This window comes from Citrobacter sp. Ca225 (assembly GCF_030337175.1).
GTDB classification, from domain to species: domain Bacteria; phylum Pseudomonadota; class Gammaproteobacteria; order Enterobacterales; family Enterobacteriaceae; genus Citrobacter_A; species Citrobacter_A amalonaticus.
Window position 1 is genome coordinate 139143 of record NZ_JAOWCD010000068.1, and the last position, 16931, is coordinate 156073.

Annotated in this window: 16 protein-coding genes; 11 read left to right on the forward strand and 5 right to left on the reverse strand. The window is 54.6% G+C overall.

What is annotated here, in order from left to right; translation table 11 throughout:
- Positions 1 to 4: 4 nt before the first annotated feature.
- The 5 genes from cyoB (at position 5) to OGW13_RS10620 (ending at position 5344) form a co-directional block, all read left to right on the forward strand.
- Complete coding sequence (gene cyoB / locus OGW13_RS10600; protein ID WP_043001582.1) at positions 5 to 1996, forward strand: cytochrome o ubiquinol oxidase subunit I; 1992 nt, start codon at positions 5 to 7, stop codon at positions 1994 to 1996.
- Positions 1986 to 2600 (forward strand): cytochrome o ubiquinol oxidase subunit III, encoded by a 615-nt coding sequence (locus OGW13_RS10605; protein ID WP_043001583.1) that lies wholly within the window; start codon positions 1986 to 1988, stop codon positions 2598 to 2600. Before cyoB ends, OGW13_RS10605 begins: the two co-directional genes overlap by 11 nt.
- Complete coding sequence (locus OGW13_RS10610; RefSeq protein ID WP_043001584.1) at positions 2600 to 2929, forward strand: cytochrome o ubiquinol oxidase subunit IV; 330 nt, start codon at positions 2600 to 2602, stop codon at positions 2927 to 2929. Before OGW13_RS10605 ends, OGW13_RS10610 begins: the two co-directional genes overlap by 1 nt.
- A gap of 11 nt (positions 2930 to 2940) precedes the next feature.
- Entirely contained in the window at positions 2941 to 3831 is an 891-nt protein-coding gene (cyoE, locus tag OGW13_RS10615) for a heme o synthase (RefSeq protein ID WP_080343218.1), read from the forward strand.
- 148 nt (positions 3832 to 3979) lie between these two features.
- Positions 3980 to 5344, forward strand: coding sequence for an MFS transporter (locus OGW13_RS10620; protein ID WP_287116064.1), 1365 nt, complete (start codon positions 3980 to 3982; stop codon positions 5342 to 5344).
- A 36-nt stretch (positions 5345 to 5380) separates the two neighbouring features.
- On the opposite strand, the gene OGW13_RS10625 is transcribed toward OGW13_RS10620, so the two are convergent.
- On the reverse strand, positions 5381 to 5872 hold the full coding sequence (locus tag OGW13_RS10625) for a YajQ family cyclic di-GMP-binding protein (RefSeq protein ID WP_043001587.1): 492 nt from the start codon (positions 5870 to 5872) through the stop codon (positions 5381 to 5383).
- Between the two features lie 113 nt (positions 5873 to 5985).
- On the opposite strand from OGW13_RS10625, the gene panE reads away from it, so the two are divergent.
- Complete coding sequence (panE, locus tag OGW13_RS10630; RefSeq protein ID WP_044258965.1) at positions 5986 to 6897, forward strand: 2-dehydropantoate 2-reductase; 912 nt, start codon at positions 5986 to 5988, stop codon at positions 6895 to 6897.
- Positions 6860 to 7450 (forward strand): protein deglycase YajL, encoded by a 591-nt coding sequence (yajL, locus tag OGW13_RS10635; RefSeq protein ID WP_043001589.1) that lies wholly within the window; start codon positions 6860 to 6862, stop codon positions 7448 to 7450. The genes panE and yajL overlap by 38 nt, the downstream gene beginning before the upstream one ends.
- 75 nt (positions 7451 to 7525) lie before the next feature.
- Here the strand turns inward: yajL and OGW13_RS10640 are convergent, their stop codons facing one another.
- From OGW13_RS10640 to OGW13_RS10650, 3 genes are read right to left on the reverse strand one after another with little or no spacing between them, the layout of a single operon-like run.
- Complete coding sequence (locus OGW13_RS10640) at positions 7526 to 8314, reverse strand: dimethyl sulfoxide reductase anchor subunit family protein (protein WP_287116065.1); 789 nt, start codon at positions 8312 to 8314, stop codon at positions 7526 to 7528.
- Between the two features lie 10 nt (positions 8315 to 8324).
- Positions 8325 to 8870, reverse strand: a complete 546-nt coding sequence (locus tag OGW13_RS10645) for a 4Fe-4S dicluster domain-containing protein (RefSeq protein ID WP_287116066.1) — start codon at positions 8868 to 8870, stop codon at positions 8325 to 8327.
- A 4-nt stretch (positions 8871 to 8874) separates the two neighbouring features.
- Entirely contained in the window at positions 8875 to 11208 is a 2334-nt protein-coding gene (locus tag OGW13_RS10650; protein ID WP_287116067.1) for a molybdopterin-containing oxidoreductase family protein, read from the reverse strand.
- Positions 11209 to 11378: 170 nt separating this feature from the next.
- On the opposite strand from OGW13_RS10650, the gene OGW13_RS10655 reads away from it, so the two are divergent.
- Positions 11379 to 12074, forward strand: a complete 696-nt coding sequence (locus tag OGW13_RS10655) for an IclR family transcriptional regulator (RefSeq protein WP_125339500.1) — start codon at positions 11379 to 11381, stop codon at positions 12072 to 12074.
- 36 nt (positions 12075 to 12110) lie between these two features.
- On the opposite strand, the gene thiI is transcribed toward OGW13_RS10655, so the two are convergent.
- Positions 12111 to 13559 (reverse strand): tRNA uracil 4-sulfurtransferase ThiI, encoded by a 1449-nt coding sequence (gene thiI / locus OGW13_RS10660; RefSeq protein WP_287116068.1) that lies wholly within the window; start codon positions 13557 to 13559, stop codon positions 12111 to 12113.
- Positions 13560 to 13879: 320 nt separating this feature from the next.
- Between thiI and xseB the strand changes: the two genes are divergently transcribed.
- Genes xseB through dxs form a run of 3 tightly spaced genes read left to right on the forward strand, consistent with a single transcriptional unit; the run spans position 13880 to position 16912 of the window.
- Positions 13880 to 14122, forward strand: a complete 243-nt coding sequence (gene xseB / locus OGW13_RS10665) for an exodeoxyribonuclease VII small subunit (protein WP_042324547.1) — start codon at positions 13880 to 13882, stop codon at positions 14120 to 14122.
- Complete coding sequence (gene ispA, locus OGW13_RS10670; protein ID WP_043001594.1) at positions 14123 to 15022, forward strand: (2E,6E)-farnesyl diphosphate synthase; 900 nt, start codon at positions 14123 to 14125, stop codon at positions 15020 to 15022. It begins immediately after the preceding gene.
- A 27-nt stretch (positions 15023 to 15049) separates the two neighbouring features.
- Positions 15050 to 16912: a 1-deoxy-D-xylulose-5-phosphate synthase gene (dxs, locus tag OGW13_RS10675; RefSeq protein ID WP_043001595.1), complete on the forward strand. Its 1863-nt coding sequence runs from the start codon at positions 15050 to 15052 to the stop codon at positions 16910 to 16912.
- Positions 16913 to 16931: the final 19 nt, after the last annotated feature.

Genomic DNA, 16931 nt, shown 5'->3' on the forward strand with positions numbered 1-16931 from the left:
TACGATGTTCGGAAAATTGACACTGGATGCAGTTCCGTTCCATGAACCCATCGTCATGGTTACGATCGCTGCAATTATCATCGGTGGTGCGGCTTTACTTGGCCTGATTACTTACTTTGGTAAGTGGACCTACCTGTGGAAAGAGTGGCTAACTTCGGTTGACCACAAACGCCTTGGCATCATGTATGTCATCGTCGCTATCGTCATGTTGGTTCGTGGCTTTGCTGACGCCATCATGATGCGTAGTCAGCAAGCGCTGGCGTCTGCAGGTGAAGCGGGCTTCCTGCCGCCTCACCACTACGATCAGATATTCACGGCTCACGGCGTGATCATGATCTTCTTCGTGGCAATGCCATTTGTTATCGGTCTGATGAACCTGGTGGTTCCACTGCAGATTGGTGCGCGTGACGTTGCGTTCCCGTTCCTGAACAACCTGAGCTTCTGGTTCACCGTTGTCGGCGTTATCCTGGTTAACCTGTCCCTGGGTGTGGGTGAATTCGCGCAGACCGGTTGGCTGGCGTACCCGCCGCTCTCGGGAATTGAGTACAGTCCAAGCGTCGGGGTCGACTATTGGATATGGGCAGTCCAGTTGTCCGGTATTGGTACAACCCTGACCGGTATCAACTTCTTTGTGACTATCATTAAGATGCGCGCGCCAGGCATGACCATGTTCAAGATGCCGGTCTTTACCTGGGCATCGCTATGCGCAAACATCCTGATTATCGCCTCCTTCCCGATTCTGACGGTTACCGTCGCGTTGCTTACCCTGGATCGTTATCTGGGCACCCATTTCTTTACCAACGATATGGGCGGCAACATGATGATGTACATCAACCTGATTTGGGCCTGGGGCCATCCGGAAGTGTACATTCTGATTCTGCCGGTATTCGGGGTGTTCTCGGAAATCGCCGCGACCTTCTCACGTAAACGTCTGTTTGGTTACACCTCGCTGGTGTGGGCAACCGTGTGTATTACCGTATTGTCGTTCATCGTCTGGCTGCACCACTTCTTTACAATGGGTGCCGGTGCGAACGTTAACGCCTTCTTCGGTATTACCACCATGATTATCGCCATCCCGACCGGGGTGAAGATCTTCAACTGGCTGTTCACCATGTATCAGGGCCGTATCGTATTCCACTCAGCAATGCTGTGGACGATCGGCTTTATCGTGACCTTCTCAGTCGGCGGGATGACCGGCGTACTGCTGGCGGTCCCGGGCGCGGACTTTGTACTGCACAACAGTCTGTTCCTGATTGCGCACTTCCATAACGTTATTATCGGCGGCGTCGTATTTGGTTGCTTCGCGGGTATGACCTACTGGTGGCCAAAAGCGTTTGGCTTCACGCTGAACGAAACCTGGGGTAAACGCGCATTCTGGTTCTGGATCATCGGCTTCTTCGTTGCTTTCATGCCGCTGTATGTGCTGGGCTTTATGGGGATGACTCGTCGTCTCAGCCAGCAGATTGACCCTCAGTTCCATCCGATGCTGGTTGTTGCTGCCTGTGGCGCCGCGCTGATTGCGGTCGGTATCCTGTGCCAGTTCATTCAGATGTATGTTTCTATTCGCGACCGCGAACAGAACCGTGATCTGACCGGTGACCCATGGGGTGGCCGTACGCTGGAATGGGCAACGTCTTCTCCGCCTCCGTTCTATAACTTTGCCGTTGTGCCACACGTTCATGAGCGTGATGCCTTCTGGGAAATGAAAGAAAAAGGTGAAGCGTACAAGCAACCTGCGCACTATGAAGAGATTCATATGCCGAAGAATAGCGGTGCCGGTATCGTCATTACCGCCTTCGCTACGCTGTTTGGTTTCGCCATGATCTGGCATATCTGGTGGCTGGCTATTGCAAGCTTCGCAGGCATGATCATCAGCTGGATTGTGAAAAGCTTTGATGAAGATGTGGACTACTACGTGCCGGTCCCGGAAATCGAAAAACTGGAAAACCAGCATTTCGATGAGATTACTAAGGCAGGGCTGAAAAATGGCAACTGATACTTTAGCGCACGCGACTGCCCACGCGCACGAACACGGGCACCACGATGCAGGCCAGAACAAAATCTTCGGATTTTGGATCTACCTGATGAGCGACTGCATTCTGTTCTCTATTCTGTTTGCTACCTATGCCGTTCTGGTGAACGGCACCGCAGGTGGCCCGACAGGTAAGGACATTTTCGAACTGCCGTTCGTTCTGGTTGAAACTTTCTTGCTGTTGTTCAGCTCCATTACCTATGGCATGGCGGCGATCGCCATGCACAAGAACAACAAGAGCCAGGTGGTTTCCTGGCTGGCGTTGACCTTCTTGTTTGGTGCCGGTTTCATCGGGATGGAAATCTATGAATTCCATCATCTGATTGTTAACGGTATGGGCCCGGATCGCAGCGGCTTCCTCTCTGCGTTCTTCGCGCTGGTCGGCACCCACGGTCTGCACGTGACGTCCGGTCTTATCTGGATGGCCGTGCTGATGGTACAGATCGCCCGTCGCGGCCTGACCAGCACCAACCGCACCCGCATCATGTGCCTGAGCCTGTTCTGGCACTTCCTGGACGTGGTGTGGATCTGTGTGTTCACTGTTGTTTATCTGATGGGGGCGATGTAATGAGTCATTCTAACGTGAACAGCGGCGCGTCCCATGGCAGCGTAAAAACCTACATGACAGGGTTTATCCTGTCGGTCATCCTGACGGTCATTCCGTTCTGGATGGTAATGACAGGTGCTGCCTCTCCGGCCGTAATTCTGGGGACTATCCTGGCAATGGCAGTGGTGCAGATTCTGGTGCATCTGGTGTGCTTCCTGCACATGAACACCAAATCTGATGAAGGCTGGAACATGACGGCTTTTGTCTTTACCGTGCTGATCATCGCCATCCTGGTTGTCGGTTCCATCTGGATCATGTGGAACCTCAACTACAATATGATGATGCACTAAGAGCGGCGGTTATGATGTTTAAGCAATACCTGCAAGTAACGAAACCAGGCATCATCTTTGGCAACCTGATCTCGGTGATCGGGGGGTTCCTGCTGGCCTCCAAGGGCAGCATCGACTATCCCCTGTTCATCTACACGTTGGTCGGAGTGTCACTGGTTGTGGCGTCGGGTTGTGTATTTAACAACTACATCGACAGGGATATCGACAGAAAGATGGAAAGGACCAAGAATCGGGTGCTGGTAAGAGGCCTGATCTCTCCTAAAGTCTCGCTGGTGTACGCCACCCTGCTGGGTATTGCTGGCTTCATGCTGCTGTGGTTTGGCGCGAACCCTCTGGCCTGCTGGCTGGGGGTGATGGGCTTTGTGGTTTATGTGGGCGTTTACAGCCTGTATATGAAACGCCACTCGGTCTACGGGACGCTGATCGGCTCTCTCTCCGGCGCGGCGCCGCCGGTGATCGGCTACTGCGCAGTCACCGGAGAGTTCGACAGCGGCGCGCTGATTCTGCTGGCGATTTTCAGCCTGTGGCAGATGCCGCACTCCTATGCCATCGCGATTTTCCGCTTTAAGGATTATCAGGCGGCTAACATCCCGGTTCTGCCGGTGGTGAAAGGCATTTCCGTCGCCAAGAACCACATTACGCTGTACATCATCGCATTTGCCATCGCGACGCTGATGCTCTCTCTGGGCGGCTATGCCGGATATAAATATCTGGTGGTGGCGGCAGCGGTGAGCGTCTGGTGGTTAGGCATGGCGCTGCGCGGTTACAAAGTGGAAGATGACAGAGTCTGGGCGCGCAAGCTGTTCGGTTTCTCCATCATCGCCATTACCGCGCTCTCCGTGATGATGTCCGTCGACTTTATGGTGCCGGATTCACACAATCTGCTGACCTACGTCTGGTAAGCCAAATAACGGTATTAAAAGGGTGCTTCGGCACCCTTTTCTATTTCTGTCACAAATCTCTCTTCCGGTAATATTTACTCAATAACCTCATGTTTACCCCGCCTGCTTAGCGCTTTACACTAGGCGCGAAATTGAGACAGAGGTGGGAATGAACGATTATAAAATGACGCCGGGTGAGTTGCGCGCCACCTGGGGTTTAGGGACCGTATTTTCGCTGCGCATGCTTGGCATGTTTATGGTCCTGCCGGTTCTGACCACATACGGTATGGCGCTACAGGGCGCCAGTGAAGCCTTGATTGGACTCGCCATCGGCATCTATGGTCTGGCGCAGGCTATTTTTCAGATCCCCTTCGGACTGCTTTCCGACCGTATCGGTCGTAAGCCGCTGATTGTCGACGGGTTAGCGGTGTTTATTCTCGGCAGTATTATCGCCGCGCTGTCAGACTCCATCTGGGGCATTATTCTTGGCCGCGCGTTACAAGGTTCGGGCGCGATTGCCGCCGCGGTGATGGCGCTGCTGTCAGATTTAACCCGCGAGCAAAACCGCACGAAAGCGATGGCGTTTATTGGCGTAAGCTTTGGCATCACCTTCGCGATCGCCATGGTGCTTGGGCCAATCATCACCCACGCCCTGGGTCTCAACGCCCTCTTCTGGATGATCGCCGTCCTGGCGACGCTTGGGATCGTCCTGACGCTGTGGGTGGTGCCAGACAGTGACAACCACGTGCTTAATCGCGAATCAGGAATGGTGAAAGGCAGCTTCAGCAAAGTGCTGGCGGAACCGAAACTGCTGAAACTCAACTTTGGCATCATGTGTCTGCACATTCTGCTGATGTCCACCTTCGTTGCCCTACCCGGCCAGTTGGCTGATGCCGGGCTACCCGCAGCGGAACACTGGAAAGTGTATCTGGTGACGATGCTGATTTCGTTTGGCTCGGTCGTCCCGTTTATTATCTACGCCGAAGTGAAGCGGCGGATGAAACGGGTGTTCCTGTTTTGCGTCGCGCTGATTGTGATTGCCGAGATTGTTCTCTGGGGCGCGGGCAGCCATTTCTGGGAACTGATTATCGGTGTGCAATTGTTCTTCCTCGCCTTCAATCTGATGGAAGCCCTCCTCCCTTCGCTCATCAGCAAAGAGTCTCCGGCGGGCTATAAAGGCACGGCGATGGGCGTGTATTCCACCAGCCAGTTCCTCGGCGTCGCGCTGGGCGGGTCACTGGGCGGTTGGGTCGATGGGATGTTTGACGGTCAGACGGTTTTCCTTGCCGGAGCGTTTTTAGCCGTTGTCTGGCTTGCCGTCGCCAGCACCATGAAAGAGCCGCCGTATGTCAGCAGCCTGCGGGTGGTCATTCCACCGGAGATTGCAGCCGATGACGTGCTGAAGCAGCGTTTACTGGCAACAGAAGGCGTCAGTGAAGTGTTGATTGCACAGCAGGAACATTCCGCCTATGTGAAGATCGACAGCAAAGTGACCAACCGCTTTGAGGTTGAACAGGCCATCAGCCAGGCGTAAAAAAGAAAACGGTCCGGAAAGCCGGACCGTTAAAGATTAATCGCGGAAGTTTTTAAACTGGAACGGCTGTCCCAAATCGCCGCCGCGCACCAGCGCCATCACGGACTGGAGGTCATCGCGGGATTTCCCGGTCACGCGAATCTCTTCGCCCTGAATCTGCGCCTGCACCTTCAGCTTGCTGTCTTTAATCAGCTTAACGATCTTCTTCTGCACGGCGCTCTCGATGCCCTGCTTCAGCTTCGCTTCGACAAACCAGGTTTTCCCGCTGTGTACGAACTCTTCCGGTACATCAAGCGATGCCCCTTCAATGCCGCGCTTAAGCAACTTGGCACGCAGAATATCCAGCAACTGGTTGACCTGGAAATCGGATTCGCTCAGCACCTTGATGGTTTTATTGGCATCATTGAGCTCAATGGTCGCTTCAACGCCGCGAAAATCAAAACGTGACTCAACTTCCCGAATGGCGTTATCTACGCCGTTACGAGCTTCCTGAAGATCAACTTCAGACACAATATCGAAAGATGGCATCTTTTCCTCTCCCTTCATTTTTGATGCGAAGCATAATACCTGCAAAGTGACTCAACAGACAGCGCTATACTATGTTAGCAAACACCTGGTGCTGTTGCGGGTGAGGAGGAAGAATGAAAATTACCGTACTGGGATGCGGAGCCTTAGGACAGTTATGGCTTTCGGCGCTGTGCAAACAGGGACATGAAGTACAAGGTTGGCTGCGCGTTCCGCAGCCCTATTGCAGCGTGAATGTGATTGAGACGGACGGGTCGATATTTAACGAATCCCTGACGGCAAACGATCCGGAGTTTTTAGCCACCAGCGATTTGCTATTGGTGACGCTCAAAGCGTGGCAGGTCTCCGACGCGGTCAAAGCGCTGGCGTCAACGCTGTCGGAAATGACGCCCATTCTGTTGATCCATAACGGCATGGGAACGATTGAAGAATTGCACGCTATCCACCAACCCTTGCTGATGGGAACGACCACCCACGCTGCACGTCGCGATGGCAACGTCATTATCCACGTCGCGAACGGCACCACGCGTATCGGTCCGGCGCGCGAGCAGGATGGCGATTTCAGCTATCTCGCCGATTTGCTGCAATGCGTGCTGCCTGACGTCGCCTGGCATAATAATATTCGCGCCGAGATGTGGCGCAAGCTGGCGGTGAACTGTGTGATCAATCCCCTGACCGCGCTGTGGAACTGCCCGAATGGCGAACTGCGCAACCATCCTGAAGAGGTCAATCTGATCTGCCAGGAAGTCGCGGCGGTCATTGAGCGCGAAGGTCACCATACCTCGGTGGACGATTTACGCTATTATGTCGAGCAAGTTATTGACAGCACAGCAGAAAACATCTCGTCTATGCTGCAGGATATCCGGGCCATGCGTCATACCGAGATAGACTACATTACCGGCTATCTGTTGAAACGCGCCCGTGCCCACGGGATTGCGGTGCCGGAAAACAGCCGCCTGTTTGAGTTAGTAAAACGTAAGGAGAGTGAGTATGAGCGCATCGGCACTGGTATGCCTCGCCCCTGGTAGTGAAGAAACCGAAGCGGTTACCACTATCGACCTGCTGGTTCGTGGTGGAATCAACGTCACCACCGCGAGCGTCGCCAGCGACGGCAGTCTGACCATTGTCTGTTCACGCGGCGTAAAACTGCTGGCGGATGCGCCGCTGGTTGCCGTGGCCGATGGCGACTACGACATCATCGTCCTGCCGGGCGGCATTAAGGGCGCCGAGTGTTTTCGCGACAGCACGCTGCTGGTTGAAACCGTTAAACAGTTTCACCGTTCCGGACGGATTGTCGCCGCCATTTGCGCGGCAGCCGCTACCGTACTCGTTCCGCATGACATTTTTCCCATCGGCAATATGACCGGTTTCCCGGCGCTGAAAGATAAAATACCCGCAGAACAATGGCAGGATAAACGCGTGGTGTGGGACCCGCGGGTCAAATTACTTACCAGCCAGGCCCCGGGAACCTCAATCGATTTTGGCTTAAAGATTATCGACCTGTTGGTTGGGCGTGAAAAAGCCCATGAAGTCGCATCACAACTGGTGATGGCGGCAGGTATTTATAATTACTACGAGTAAGATGACGCCACGCGCGTCAGTCTCCAGGCCGGATAAGACGCTTTAGCATCGCCATCCGGCCTGGAGACCAATCATTCAAAACCAGGGCGCGGAACTCATGACATTGCTGTAAAACAGCATTCTACCGGCCAGTTCTCCCGTGATGATGAGTGCCACCCATAGCCAACTGCGCATCCCGCTGTTCAGACGTGATATTCCCCACACCGCGACGCACACGCTGGCGAACAGCTGCCACCAGAGCAGAGGGCTGGATGCATCGGCGCCCGGAACCTGATAACGAAGGACCAGTGCGCCTGCACTCAGTACAATGCCAGTCACAATCCCCGCATTACAGACCGTAGAAGGTGAAAGGTGCCAGTACGCTCTGGCAATGGCGACACTCATAAACCCCGTCAGCAACGCCGTTCCCAGGAAAGCGGCAGGCGTCGCAGCGTTGCGCCAGAGCGGGTGTAACGGCATCTGGTAATAGACCTGCGACGTCACCAGAATAGTACCCAATCCCACCAGTGCCGTCACACCGCCCAGCAGCGTCACTCCGCGCGGCGCAGGCCTAAACCAGCACAGCAGTAGCCAGCAAAACATCACGCCATTGAGCACAATAAACGCGGCCACTTCCCGGCTGAGCCAGGAGCTCCCCAGTCCAGTCAGAGATCGGTAAGCACCTTCAGGCGCGCCCAGATGCGCCAGCGACGCACAGGACCCCAGCACGGTAATGATCCAGAACCGAAGCGCCAGCGTACGACACTGCATTGCGCTGAATTTCTGTGCGCTGAAAGCCTGGCATAGCGTCAGCGCCAGTACCCCGCCAGTCCCCCACTGAGCAAAGACGGTGAAGAAGACCAACGGCAATTCATACTGTTCCATGTTGTTCTCCTTAATCCCGCGGCGGAATAATGACAATGTTAGGCTGGCTAATCGTGTGATCGGGCAGGTTGTAGCGTTTTTCCAGCACCGTCCATGGCGTCGTATGCTCCTTACGCAGCTCAGCGATCTCGCCAAAACGTAATACGCCTGCCGGACAGGATTCTACGCAGCGCGGCTGCAATCCTTCATCGAGACGTTCAGCACACAGATTGCACTTACTGGTTTTCCCTTCTGCGGGATCGTACACCGGTGCACTCCACGGACAGGCCATGATGCACATCCGGCAGCCAATGCAGCGATCGTGAGCCTGCACGACAATGCCGTCGGCGCGTTTGCTGTACGTCCCCGCCGGGCAGACTTTCATGCATTGCGGGTCATCGCAGTGGTTGCACGACATACTGATGAAGGCTTGCGTATTGGGTTCATCCGTATGGCGTTCACGAACCCGACGCCAGAGAACGCCCATCGGCGTCATGTTTTCTGATTTGCAGGCCATGCTACAGGTTTTACAACCGTAGCAATTTTGCATATCAATAAGAAATCCATACTGTTTCATGCAATTAAGCCTCCCTTCTCACATCGACGAGCGTACTGTTGCAACAGTGTCCATTGCCCAACACTTCCACCTGATCGTTAGTCACATGGCTACTGCTTCCGCCCTGCTGCTCCCACCAGCCGTTATCCAGACTCACCACTCCGCGTTTGATATGGGTGGTCACGTCAGCAATCGCCCGATGCTGACCGCGGTGATTGAACACCACGACCCACTCTCCGGGCTGAATCTTTCGCTGACGGGCATCTTCCGGATGGATCATCACATTCGGGCGGTTACACTGAACCTCCAGGATCCACTCATTCATCCCGTGGCTGGAGTGCACGCTGCGCGCCAGTTTGCGCTGCACCGCCATTAGCGGGTAGGTTTGAGCCAGTTCAGGCGATCCTTTAACCGATTCTTTCACCTGCTTCCAGGTCACCACCGGCAGGAAATCTTTCTTCGCCCACTCCTCAATGTACAGATGCGCTTTGCCGGTCGAGGTGAGGAACTGGCCGTCTTTAAACGGGATCCAGTCATCTTCGACGGGACATACCGGCCCCTTTTTCAGCATGTCGCGGGTAATGCCCGAGCCTTTCAGGCAGGTGTCGATATAGTGCTCAATAGGCTGGTTAAAAACCTCGCCAAAACCAAAGCGTTCGGCCAGCCGGGCAAAAATCCAGTAATCGGGTTTGGCTTCTCCCGGCGGCTCCACGGCCTTCTCCATCAGTTGCACATAGTGACTGCGCACGCCCGCCATAAGGCTGACATCCTCAAAAATGGTCGTGACGGGGAGCACCAGATCGGCGTACAGCGCAGACGAACTCATCAGATTGTCGGCTACTACCACAAACGGTACCTTTTTAAAGGCCTCTCTGACCTGGTTGGTGTTGGGTAACTGGGTCATCGCACCCAGCGTCATATTCCACCAGAACTTAATCGCATGCGGTTTTTCATTAACGACCCAGTCACCAATTTTAGGAATAGGAATGGCGGGAATTTTGGCCGCATTTGGCGCCGGAGGAACGATGGGCGAGAATTTTGCCATCTGTCTGACGCCACCCGCATCGCAGACCCCCGCCCCGGCTTTGCCGATATTGCCGGTGATCAACGCCAGATAGAACTGGCTGGCAGCGACGTAAGTCCCAAACTCGGTTCTCTGTGCCCCCGACATGTTCTGAACAATCATCGCCGGTTGCGTTGCAGCGTAATCTCGTGCCAGACGGAGCACCGTCTGCGCGGGCACGTCAGTCTCCTCCTCCACTCTCTGCGCTGTCCAGGGTTTTGCCTGCGCCCAGACGTTATCCAGCACGGTGGTGAATTCACTGTTGGCAGGTAATTCCTCGCTGAGCAATGCGGGTATTACGCCGGGCGCATCATGGCGTTTCAGGGTCTGACTCTGGGTATCAAACACCAGATAGCTGTCCGCGTCATTTGGGTCGGCACGCATCAGTTGCTGCTGCGGATCCACCAGATAAACCGCACCGGTATGCGCGCGCAGGAAGTCCGCGTCATAGCGTTTCTCCTGCATGATGATGTTAATCATCCCTAATGCCAGGGCGATATCCGTACCCGGCACGATCGGCACCCATTCGTCGGCTTTGGCCGCCGTTTCGTTAAATCGCGGATCGATCACCACCAACCGTGCGCCGTTTCTCTGCGCCTGTGAGTAGTTTTTAAAATAGGCATGCATGGTGACCGCCGGGTTATTCCCCCAACACAAAATGTAGCGGCTGTCTGCAATGGTATCGCGGGTATCGGCATAGCGCAGGCCAACCATCGGCATCATCGCCGCAGTGACCGCCGCGCAACAGAGCGACCCCGCGGTTTTGGTACTGCCACCAAGATAATCGAAAAAGGCTTTGGCCATATCGTTCTTGATGGAGTCCATGTTCCCGGAAGCGGCAGTGAGCAGTAACCCTTTATTGCCCTCAGTGGCAATGGTCTCCCGGATGTTCTTTTCAATGAGATCCAGCGCGGCGTCCCAGGTGATCGGTTTAAATTTCCCCTCGCCTTTTTCTCCCGTCCGCAACAATGGCTGCGTCAGCCGTAATGGGTGATAGACCCATTTGGTACGGCTAATTCCCCGTAAACAGCACTTCACATTGAAGCCTTTCGTCGCTTCAATTTTCATTAACCGGTCTTTCCAGACGTACGCCGTCAGGTTGCAGTGCAAACATTCCATCGCACAGGTCGAGCGGAACGTCTGGTAGTCCGATTGCTTAAGACGAAATCGGGGTAAAGGCGCACCGTTAGCCTGACGTAGCGTCAGAAACGTCGGTGCTAATGAAGATAACCCCACCACACCGAACCCTTTTAACAGGGTTCTTCTTTTTAAGCGGATATTGCTCAATGCGTCCATGTTCTTGCCTCTAAAATAGTTCATTATTAGTTAACCCAGGTTCACCAGTGATTAACCTGACCCAGGTCAACATCTAACCATTTAGGCGTAGTGCGCTTTTTAAATTGCGAAGGCAGTACTGATTTCAGCCGCGATGGTATACTCGCGAAGAATCAAAAAAGAGAACGCATATGGCTGAAACATCGCAAGGGGTCAATTCGGTTGATATCGCCGTCAATATTCTGGCGTTTGTTGCCAGTCAAAACGGCCAGACACGGGCCATCGATATCGCCACGGGATGCAATCTGTCGAAAAGTCGTTTACACAAGTACCTGGTCTCACTCTGTCGAACCGGTATGCTGGGGCAAAACGAAAAAGGACTTTACTGCCTGGGGTCAACCCTTCTTCAGATGGCGGGGAAACCAACAGCAGCACGCGATCCGGTGAGTGAACTCAATACGGCGCTGATCGCGTTTCGCGATACCTTTAACCACTCTACCGGCGTGGTGGTTGAGACGGACGGCGGATTAGTGCTGAAGCACTACAATCGCAGCTTCCGTAATGTAGATATCGATTTTCTACCCAACACGCCCGTTCCGCTTCACGCCAGTTCAGCGGGTCAGGTATTCATGAGTTATTCCACTTATCAGCCGCAAAACCAGGCGCAGGCACAACTGATCGAGCAGATACGCTCTCGGGGCTACGCGGTGCGTCACCATCCGACACAGGGGATCCCTGGCGCACAGTCGATTGCCTGTCCGCTACGGAATGAAAAGGGAGAGCTGGTGGCGATTGCCGTGACGATGGGGTTCTTCAGTGCAGACGACATGCCGCAGATTGCCGGGCAGTTAGTGAGAAGCGTCGAAGCGCTTCATCTGCAGGAGTAAGATTCCCCCGGCGCGGATGGCCGGGGAAAATCGCGATTACGGGCGATACACCTTCACATTCTCAAAGCCCTGTTCGCGCAGATACAGCGCCTGCAGACGACTCATCACGCCGCGCTCGCACCACAACAGCCAGGTTTTATTCTGGTCGAGATCGCCGAATTGAGTGCTCAGCTTGTAGAACGGCAGTGAAACCACATCGACACCTTCTACCTTCAGCGGCTTATCGTCCTGCTCGTCGATGGAGCGGATATCCAGAATCACGTCGTTCGGGCCAAAACCGCTGACGGTTTCAACTTCCACCACGTCCTGCTGGGTCTGCTGCGCGATGTCGCGAATATCGATATTACTGGCTTCTTCGACCACTTTGTCGAGGATGCTGAATTCAAAGTTCTGTTCTTCCGCTTCAATCTTCGCCTTGATGGCTTTCACCGTTGGGCTTTTTGAAATCACGCCGCAGTATTCCGGCATGGTGCGGGCAAAATCTTCAGTCCCAATCTGGCGCGCCAGATTGATGATGTGCTCTTTATCGTAAGAGATCAGCGGACGCAGAATCAGCGTATCGGAGACGTTATCGATCAGACGCAGGTTGGTCAGCGTCTGGCTGGAGACCTGTCCCAGCGCTTCGCCGGTGACCAGCGCCTGCACGCCATAGCGCTCCGCCACTTTCGACGCCGCACGAACCATCATACGTTTCAGTACCACGCCCATCTGGCCGTCATCCACTTTCTCGAGGATCTCACCGACCACCGGTTCAAAGTTGATGGCGACAAAACGCACGCGATGCGAACTGCCGAAGCGGTTCCACAGATAGTGCGCCACCTGACGAACGCCGATTTCATGGGCCGCGCCGCCGAGGTTAAAGAAACAGTAGTGAACGCGGCAGCCACGACGCATCAGCATATAGCTGGAAACGCCGGAGTCGAAGCCGCCGGAGATCAGCGACAGCACGTCTTCCTGGGTCCCGATCGGGAAACCGCCGATCCCTTCGTAACGGCCTTTGATCAGCAACAGACGATCATCTTCCACTTCCAGATGCACAGTAACGTCTGGATTGGTCAGCTTCACGCGCGCCGATTCAATATGCTGATTTAAACCGCCGCCTACGTAACGTTCCACGTCAATAGAGCTAAACTCGTGTTTACCGCGACGTTTAACGCGCACGCAGAAGGTTTTGCCTTCCAGTTGATCGCGGTACTGCACCAGCGCCTTCTCGAAAATATCGTGCATATCGGTAAACGGCACGTCTTCAACTTCGAGAATGTGGTGAATCCCCGGGATACGGGTCAGCGCGTCGCGGATCGCCAGACGCTGGTTTTCATCTTTCGCGCGAACTTCGATGTTATCCCAGTGACGGACCACGGCGAGGGTCTCATCATAGTGCTTTAAAACGTTACGAATGTTCCCGGTCAGCATTTTTATAAAGCGCAAACGCACAGATTGGCTTTTGATGGTGATTTCCGGGAACAATTTAATGATAAACTTCATGGCGGCAATGGTTCTTTAGCAAGCCAGTTACGGCTTGTCGTGGAGAAATAGTACAGCAACCCCGTTAAGCGGCTGCATCCAGGCGCGGAAGTATACCACTATCACGCGATTCCTGTGCACATTGCGCGTTATACCCTCAATAATTCAAGTTGCAGGCGGGCGGCAAAGGGGAATATCCCCTGGCGCTAAACACGTAAGCGGCTGGAGTGAGCGAATGCGGCCAACGTACATGCAGCCTGAAGTTGGGTGGGTAAATTTGATAATTGCTCTGAGTCCGTTACCATATCAGGGCTGAAAATACTGAGAGTCCGACATTTATTATGGCGAAGAAAAATGAGGCGCCGGTCAGCTTTGAAACGTCGCTGAACGAGCTGGAGCAAATTGTAACGCGTCTGGAAAGTGGCGATCTGCCGCTGGAAGAGGCGCTGAACGAATTCGAACGTGGCGTGCAGCTGGCACGTCAGGGTCAGGTGAAATTGCAACAGGCTGAACAGCGTGTGCAAATTCTGCTGTCTGACAATGAAGACGCATCCCCTACGCCTTTTACAGCGGATAACGAGTAAATGGATTTTTCGCAGCAGCTTCAGGCCTGCGTCGAGCAGGCCAACCAGGCGCTGAGCCGTTTTATTGCCCCACTGCCCTTTCAGAACACTCCCGTGGTCGAAACCATGCAGTATGGCGCATTATTAGGCGGTAAACGTCTGCGTCCGTTTCTGGTGTATGCCACCGGTCAGATGTTTGGTATCAGCCTGAACACGCTGGATGCCCCGGCAGCCGCCGTTGAGTGCATTCATGCTTACTCGCTGATCCATGACGATCTGCCCGCAATGGACGATGACGATCTGCGTCGCGGCCTGCCGACCTGTCACGTCAAGTTTGGCGAGGCCAATGCGATTCTGGCGGGTGATGCCCTGCAAACGCTGGCATTCTCGATTATCAGCGACGCTCCGATGCCGGAAGTTGCTGACCGCGATCGAATCGCAATGATTTCCGAGCTGGCGAGCGCCAGTGGCATCGCCGGAATGTGCGGTGGTCAGGCGCTGGATCTCGACGCCGAAGGTAAACAGGTGCCGCTGGAGGCGCTGGAGAAAATCCATCGTCATAAGACGGGCGCGTTGATTCGCGCCGCGGTTCGCCTGGGGGCGTTAAGTGCCGGAGAAAAAGGCAGAAATGCACTGCCAATACTCGACAAATACGCAGAAAGTATCGGTCTGGCATTCCAGGTTCAGGATGACATTCTGGATGTGGTGGGCGATACTGCAACGTTGGGTAAACGTCAGGGCGCCGATCAGCAGCTTGGCAAAAGTACCTATCCTGCACTTCTGGGCCTTGAGCAAGCCCGGAATAAAGCCCGGGATTTAATCGCAGAGGCTCGCCAGTCGCTAAACCAACTGGCCGCACAGTCACTCGATACCTCGGCACTGGAAGCGCTAGCGGACTACATAATCCAGCGTAATAAATAAACACTCTGTCTTACTTAAAGGCCTCTGATGAGTTTTGATATCGCCAAATACCCTACCCTGGCACTGGTCGACTCCACCCAGGAGTTACGACTGCTACCAAAAGAGAGTCTGCCGAAACTCTGCGACGAACTGCGCCGCTATTTACTCGACAGCGTCAGTCGTTCCAGCGGACACTTCGCCTCCGGGCTGGGCACGGTCGAGCTGACTGTGGCGCTACACTATGTCTATAACACCCCGTTTGACCAGCTCATCTGGGACGTGGGTCATCAGGCTTATCCGCACAAGATTTTGACCGGTCGTCGCGATAAAATTGGCACTATCCGCCAGAAAGGCGGCCTGCACCCGTTCCCGTGGCGCGGTGAAAGTGAATACGACGTCCTGAGCGTGGGTCACTCCTCCACCTCGATCAGCGCAGGCATCGGCGTGGCGGTTGCTGCGGAAAAAGAGGGTAAAGATCGCCGTACCGTCTGCGTGATTGGCGACGGGGCGATTACCGCCGGGATGGCATTCGAGGCGATGAACCATGCTGGCGATATCAAACCCGACATGCTGGTCATCCTCAACGATAACGAAATGTCGATATCTGAGAACGTCGGCGCGCTGAACAATCACCTCGCGCAGTTGCTCTCCGGTAAACTTTACTCTTCCCTGCGCGAGGGCGGAAAAAAAGTATTCTCTGGCGTACCGCCGATTAAAGAACTGCTCAAACGCACCGAAGAACATATCAAAGGCATGGTCGTGCCCGGCACGCTGTTTGAAGAACTGGGCTTTAACTACATCGGCCCGGTCGACGGTCACGATGTCCTGGGACTTATCACCACGCTGAAAAACATGCGCGACCTGAAAGGTCCGCAGTTCCTGCATATCATGACCAAGAAAGGTCGGGGTTATGAGCCGGCGGAAAAAGACCCCATTACTTTCCACGCCGTACCGAAATTCGATCCGTCCAGCGGTTGTCTGCCGAAAAGCAGCGGCGGTCTGCCGAGCTATTCGAAAATCTTCGGCGACTGGTTGTGCGAAACGGCGGCCAAAGACAGTAAGCTGATGGCGATCACCCCAGCCATGCGCGAAGGATCCGGCATGGTCGAATTCTCGCGTAAATTCCCGGACCGCTACTTTGACGTGGCGATTGCCGAGCAGCACGCGGTGACCTTCGCTGCCGGACTGGCGATTGGCGGTTACAAGCCGGTTGTCGCTATCTACTCAACGTTCCTGCAACGCGCATACGATCAGGTGATTCATGATGTGGCGATCCAAAAGCTACCGGTCATGTTTGCGATTGATCGTGCGGGGATTGTCGGGGCTGACGGACAAACGCACCAGGGGGCGTTCGATCTCTCCTATCTGCGCTGCATCCCGGACATGGTCATCATGACCCCGAGCGATGAAAACGAATGCCGCCAGATGCTGTTTACCGGTTATCACTACAGCGATGGCCCAACGGCGGTGCGCTATCCACGCGGAAATGCCGTCGGCGTTGAGCTGACACCGCTGGAAAAACTACCGATCGGAAAAGGCGTGGTGAAGCGTCGCGGCGAAAAGCTGGCGATCCTCAACTTCGGCACGCTGATGCCAGATGCGGCGAAAGTCGCGGAATCCCTCAACGCCACACTGGTCGACATGCGCTTTGTGAAACCGCTGGATGAAGCCCTGATCCTTGAAATGGCAGCGTGTCATGAGGTGCTGGTGACGCTGGAAGAAAACGCCATTATGGGCGGGGCCGGTAGCGGCGTGAACGAAGTGCTGATGGCGCACCGCAAACCGGTTCCTGTCCTGAATATTGGCCTGCCGGACTTTTTCATTCCACAAGGAACTCAGGATGAAGCCCGTGCCGGGTTGGGTCTGGATGCCGCAGGCATTGAGGCCAAAATCAAGGCCTGGTTGGCATAATCGCCACTTCGCTCCTGCT

What these genes read in the sequence shown, in the direction of transcription:
- cyoB (WP_043001582.1), top strand. Translation starts at nt 5, where the DNA reads ATGTTCGGAAAATTGACACTGGATGCAGTTCCGTTCCATGAACCCATC.
- OGW13_RS10605 (WP_043001583.1), top strand. Translation starts at nt 1,986, where the DNA reads ATGGCAACTGATACTTTAGCGCACGCGACTGCCCACGCGCACGAACAC.
- OGW13_RS10610 (WP_043001584.1), top strand. Translation starts at nt 2,600, where the DNA reads ATGAGTCATTCTAACGTGAACAGCGGCGCGTCCCATGGCAGCGTAAAA.
- cyoE (WP_080343218.1), top strand. Translation starts at nt 2,941, where the DNA reads ATGATGTTTAAGCAATACCTGCAAGTAACGAAACCAGGCATCATCTTT.
- OGW13_RS10620 (WP_287116064.1), top strand. Translation starts at nt 3,980, where the DNA reads ATGAACGATTATAAAATGACGCCGGGTGAGTTGCGCGCCACCTGGGGT.
- OGW13_RS10625 (WP_043001587.1), bottom strand. Translation starts at nt 5,872, where the DNA reads ATGCCATCTTTCGATATTGTGTCTGAAGTTGATCTTCAGGAAGCTCGT.
- panE (WP_044258965.1), top strand. Translation starts at nt 5,986, where the DNA reads ATGAAAATTACCGTACTGGGATGCGGAGCCTTAGGACAGTTATGGCTT.
- yajL (WP_043001589.1), top strand. Translation starts at nt 6,860, where the DNA reads ATGAGCGCATCGGCACTGGTATGCCTCGCCCCTGGTAGTGAAGAAACC.
- OGW13_RS10640 (WP_287116065.1), bottom strand. Translation starts at nt 8,314, where the DNA reads ATGGAACAGTATGAATTGCCGTTGGTCTTCTTCACCGTCTTTGCTCAG.
- OGW13_RS10645 (WP_287116066.1), bottom strand. Translation starts at nt 8,870, where the DNA reads ATGAAACAGTATGGATTTCTTATTGATATGCAAAATTGCTACGGTTGT.
- OGW13_RS10650 (WP_287116067.1), bottom strand. Translation starts at nt 11,208, where the DNA reads ATGGACGCATTGAGCAATATCCGCTTAAAAAGAAGAACCCTGTTAAAA.
- OGW13_RS10655 (WP_125339500.1), top strand. Translation starts at nt 11,379, where the DNA reads ATGGCTGAAACATCGCAAGGGGTCAATTCGGTTGATATCGCCGTCAAT.
- thiI (WP_287116068.1), bottom strand. Translation starts at nt 13,559, where the DNA reads ATGAAGTTTATCATTAAATTGTTCCCGGAAATCACCATCAAAAGCCAA.
- xseB (WP_042324547.1), top strand. Translation starts at nt 13,880, where the DNA reads ATGGCGAAGAAAAATGAGGCGCCGGTCAGCTTTGAAACGTCGCTGAAC.
- ispA (WP_043001594.1), top strand. Translation starts at nt 14,123, where the DNA reads ATGGATTTTTCGCAGCAGCTTCAGGCCTGCGTCGAGCAGGCCAACCAG.
- dxs (WP_043001595.1), top strand. Translation starts at nt 15,050, where the DNA reads ATGAGTTTTGATATCGCCAAATACCCTACCCTGGCACTGGTCGACTCC.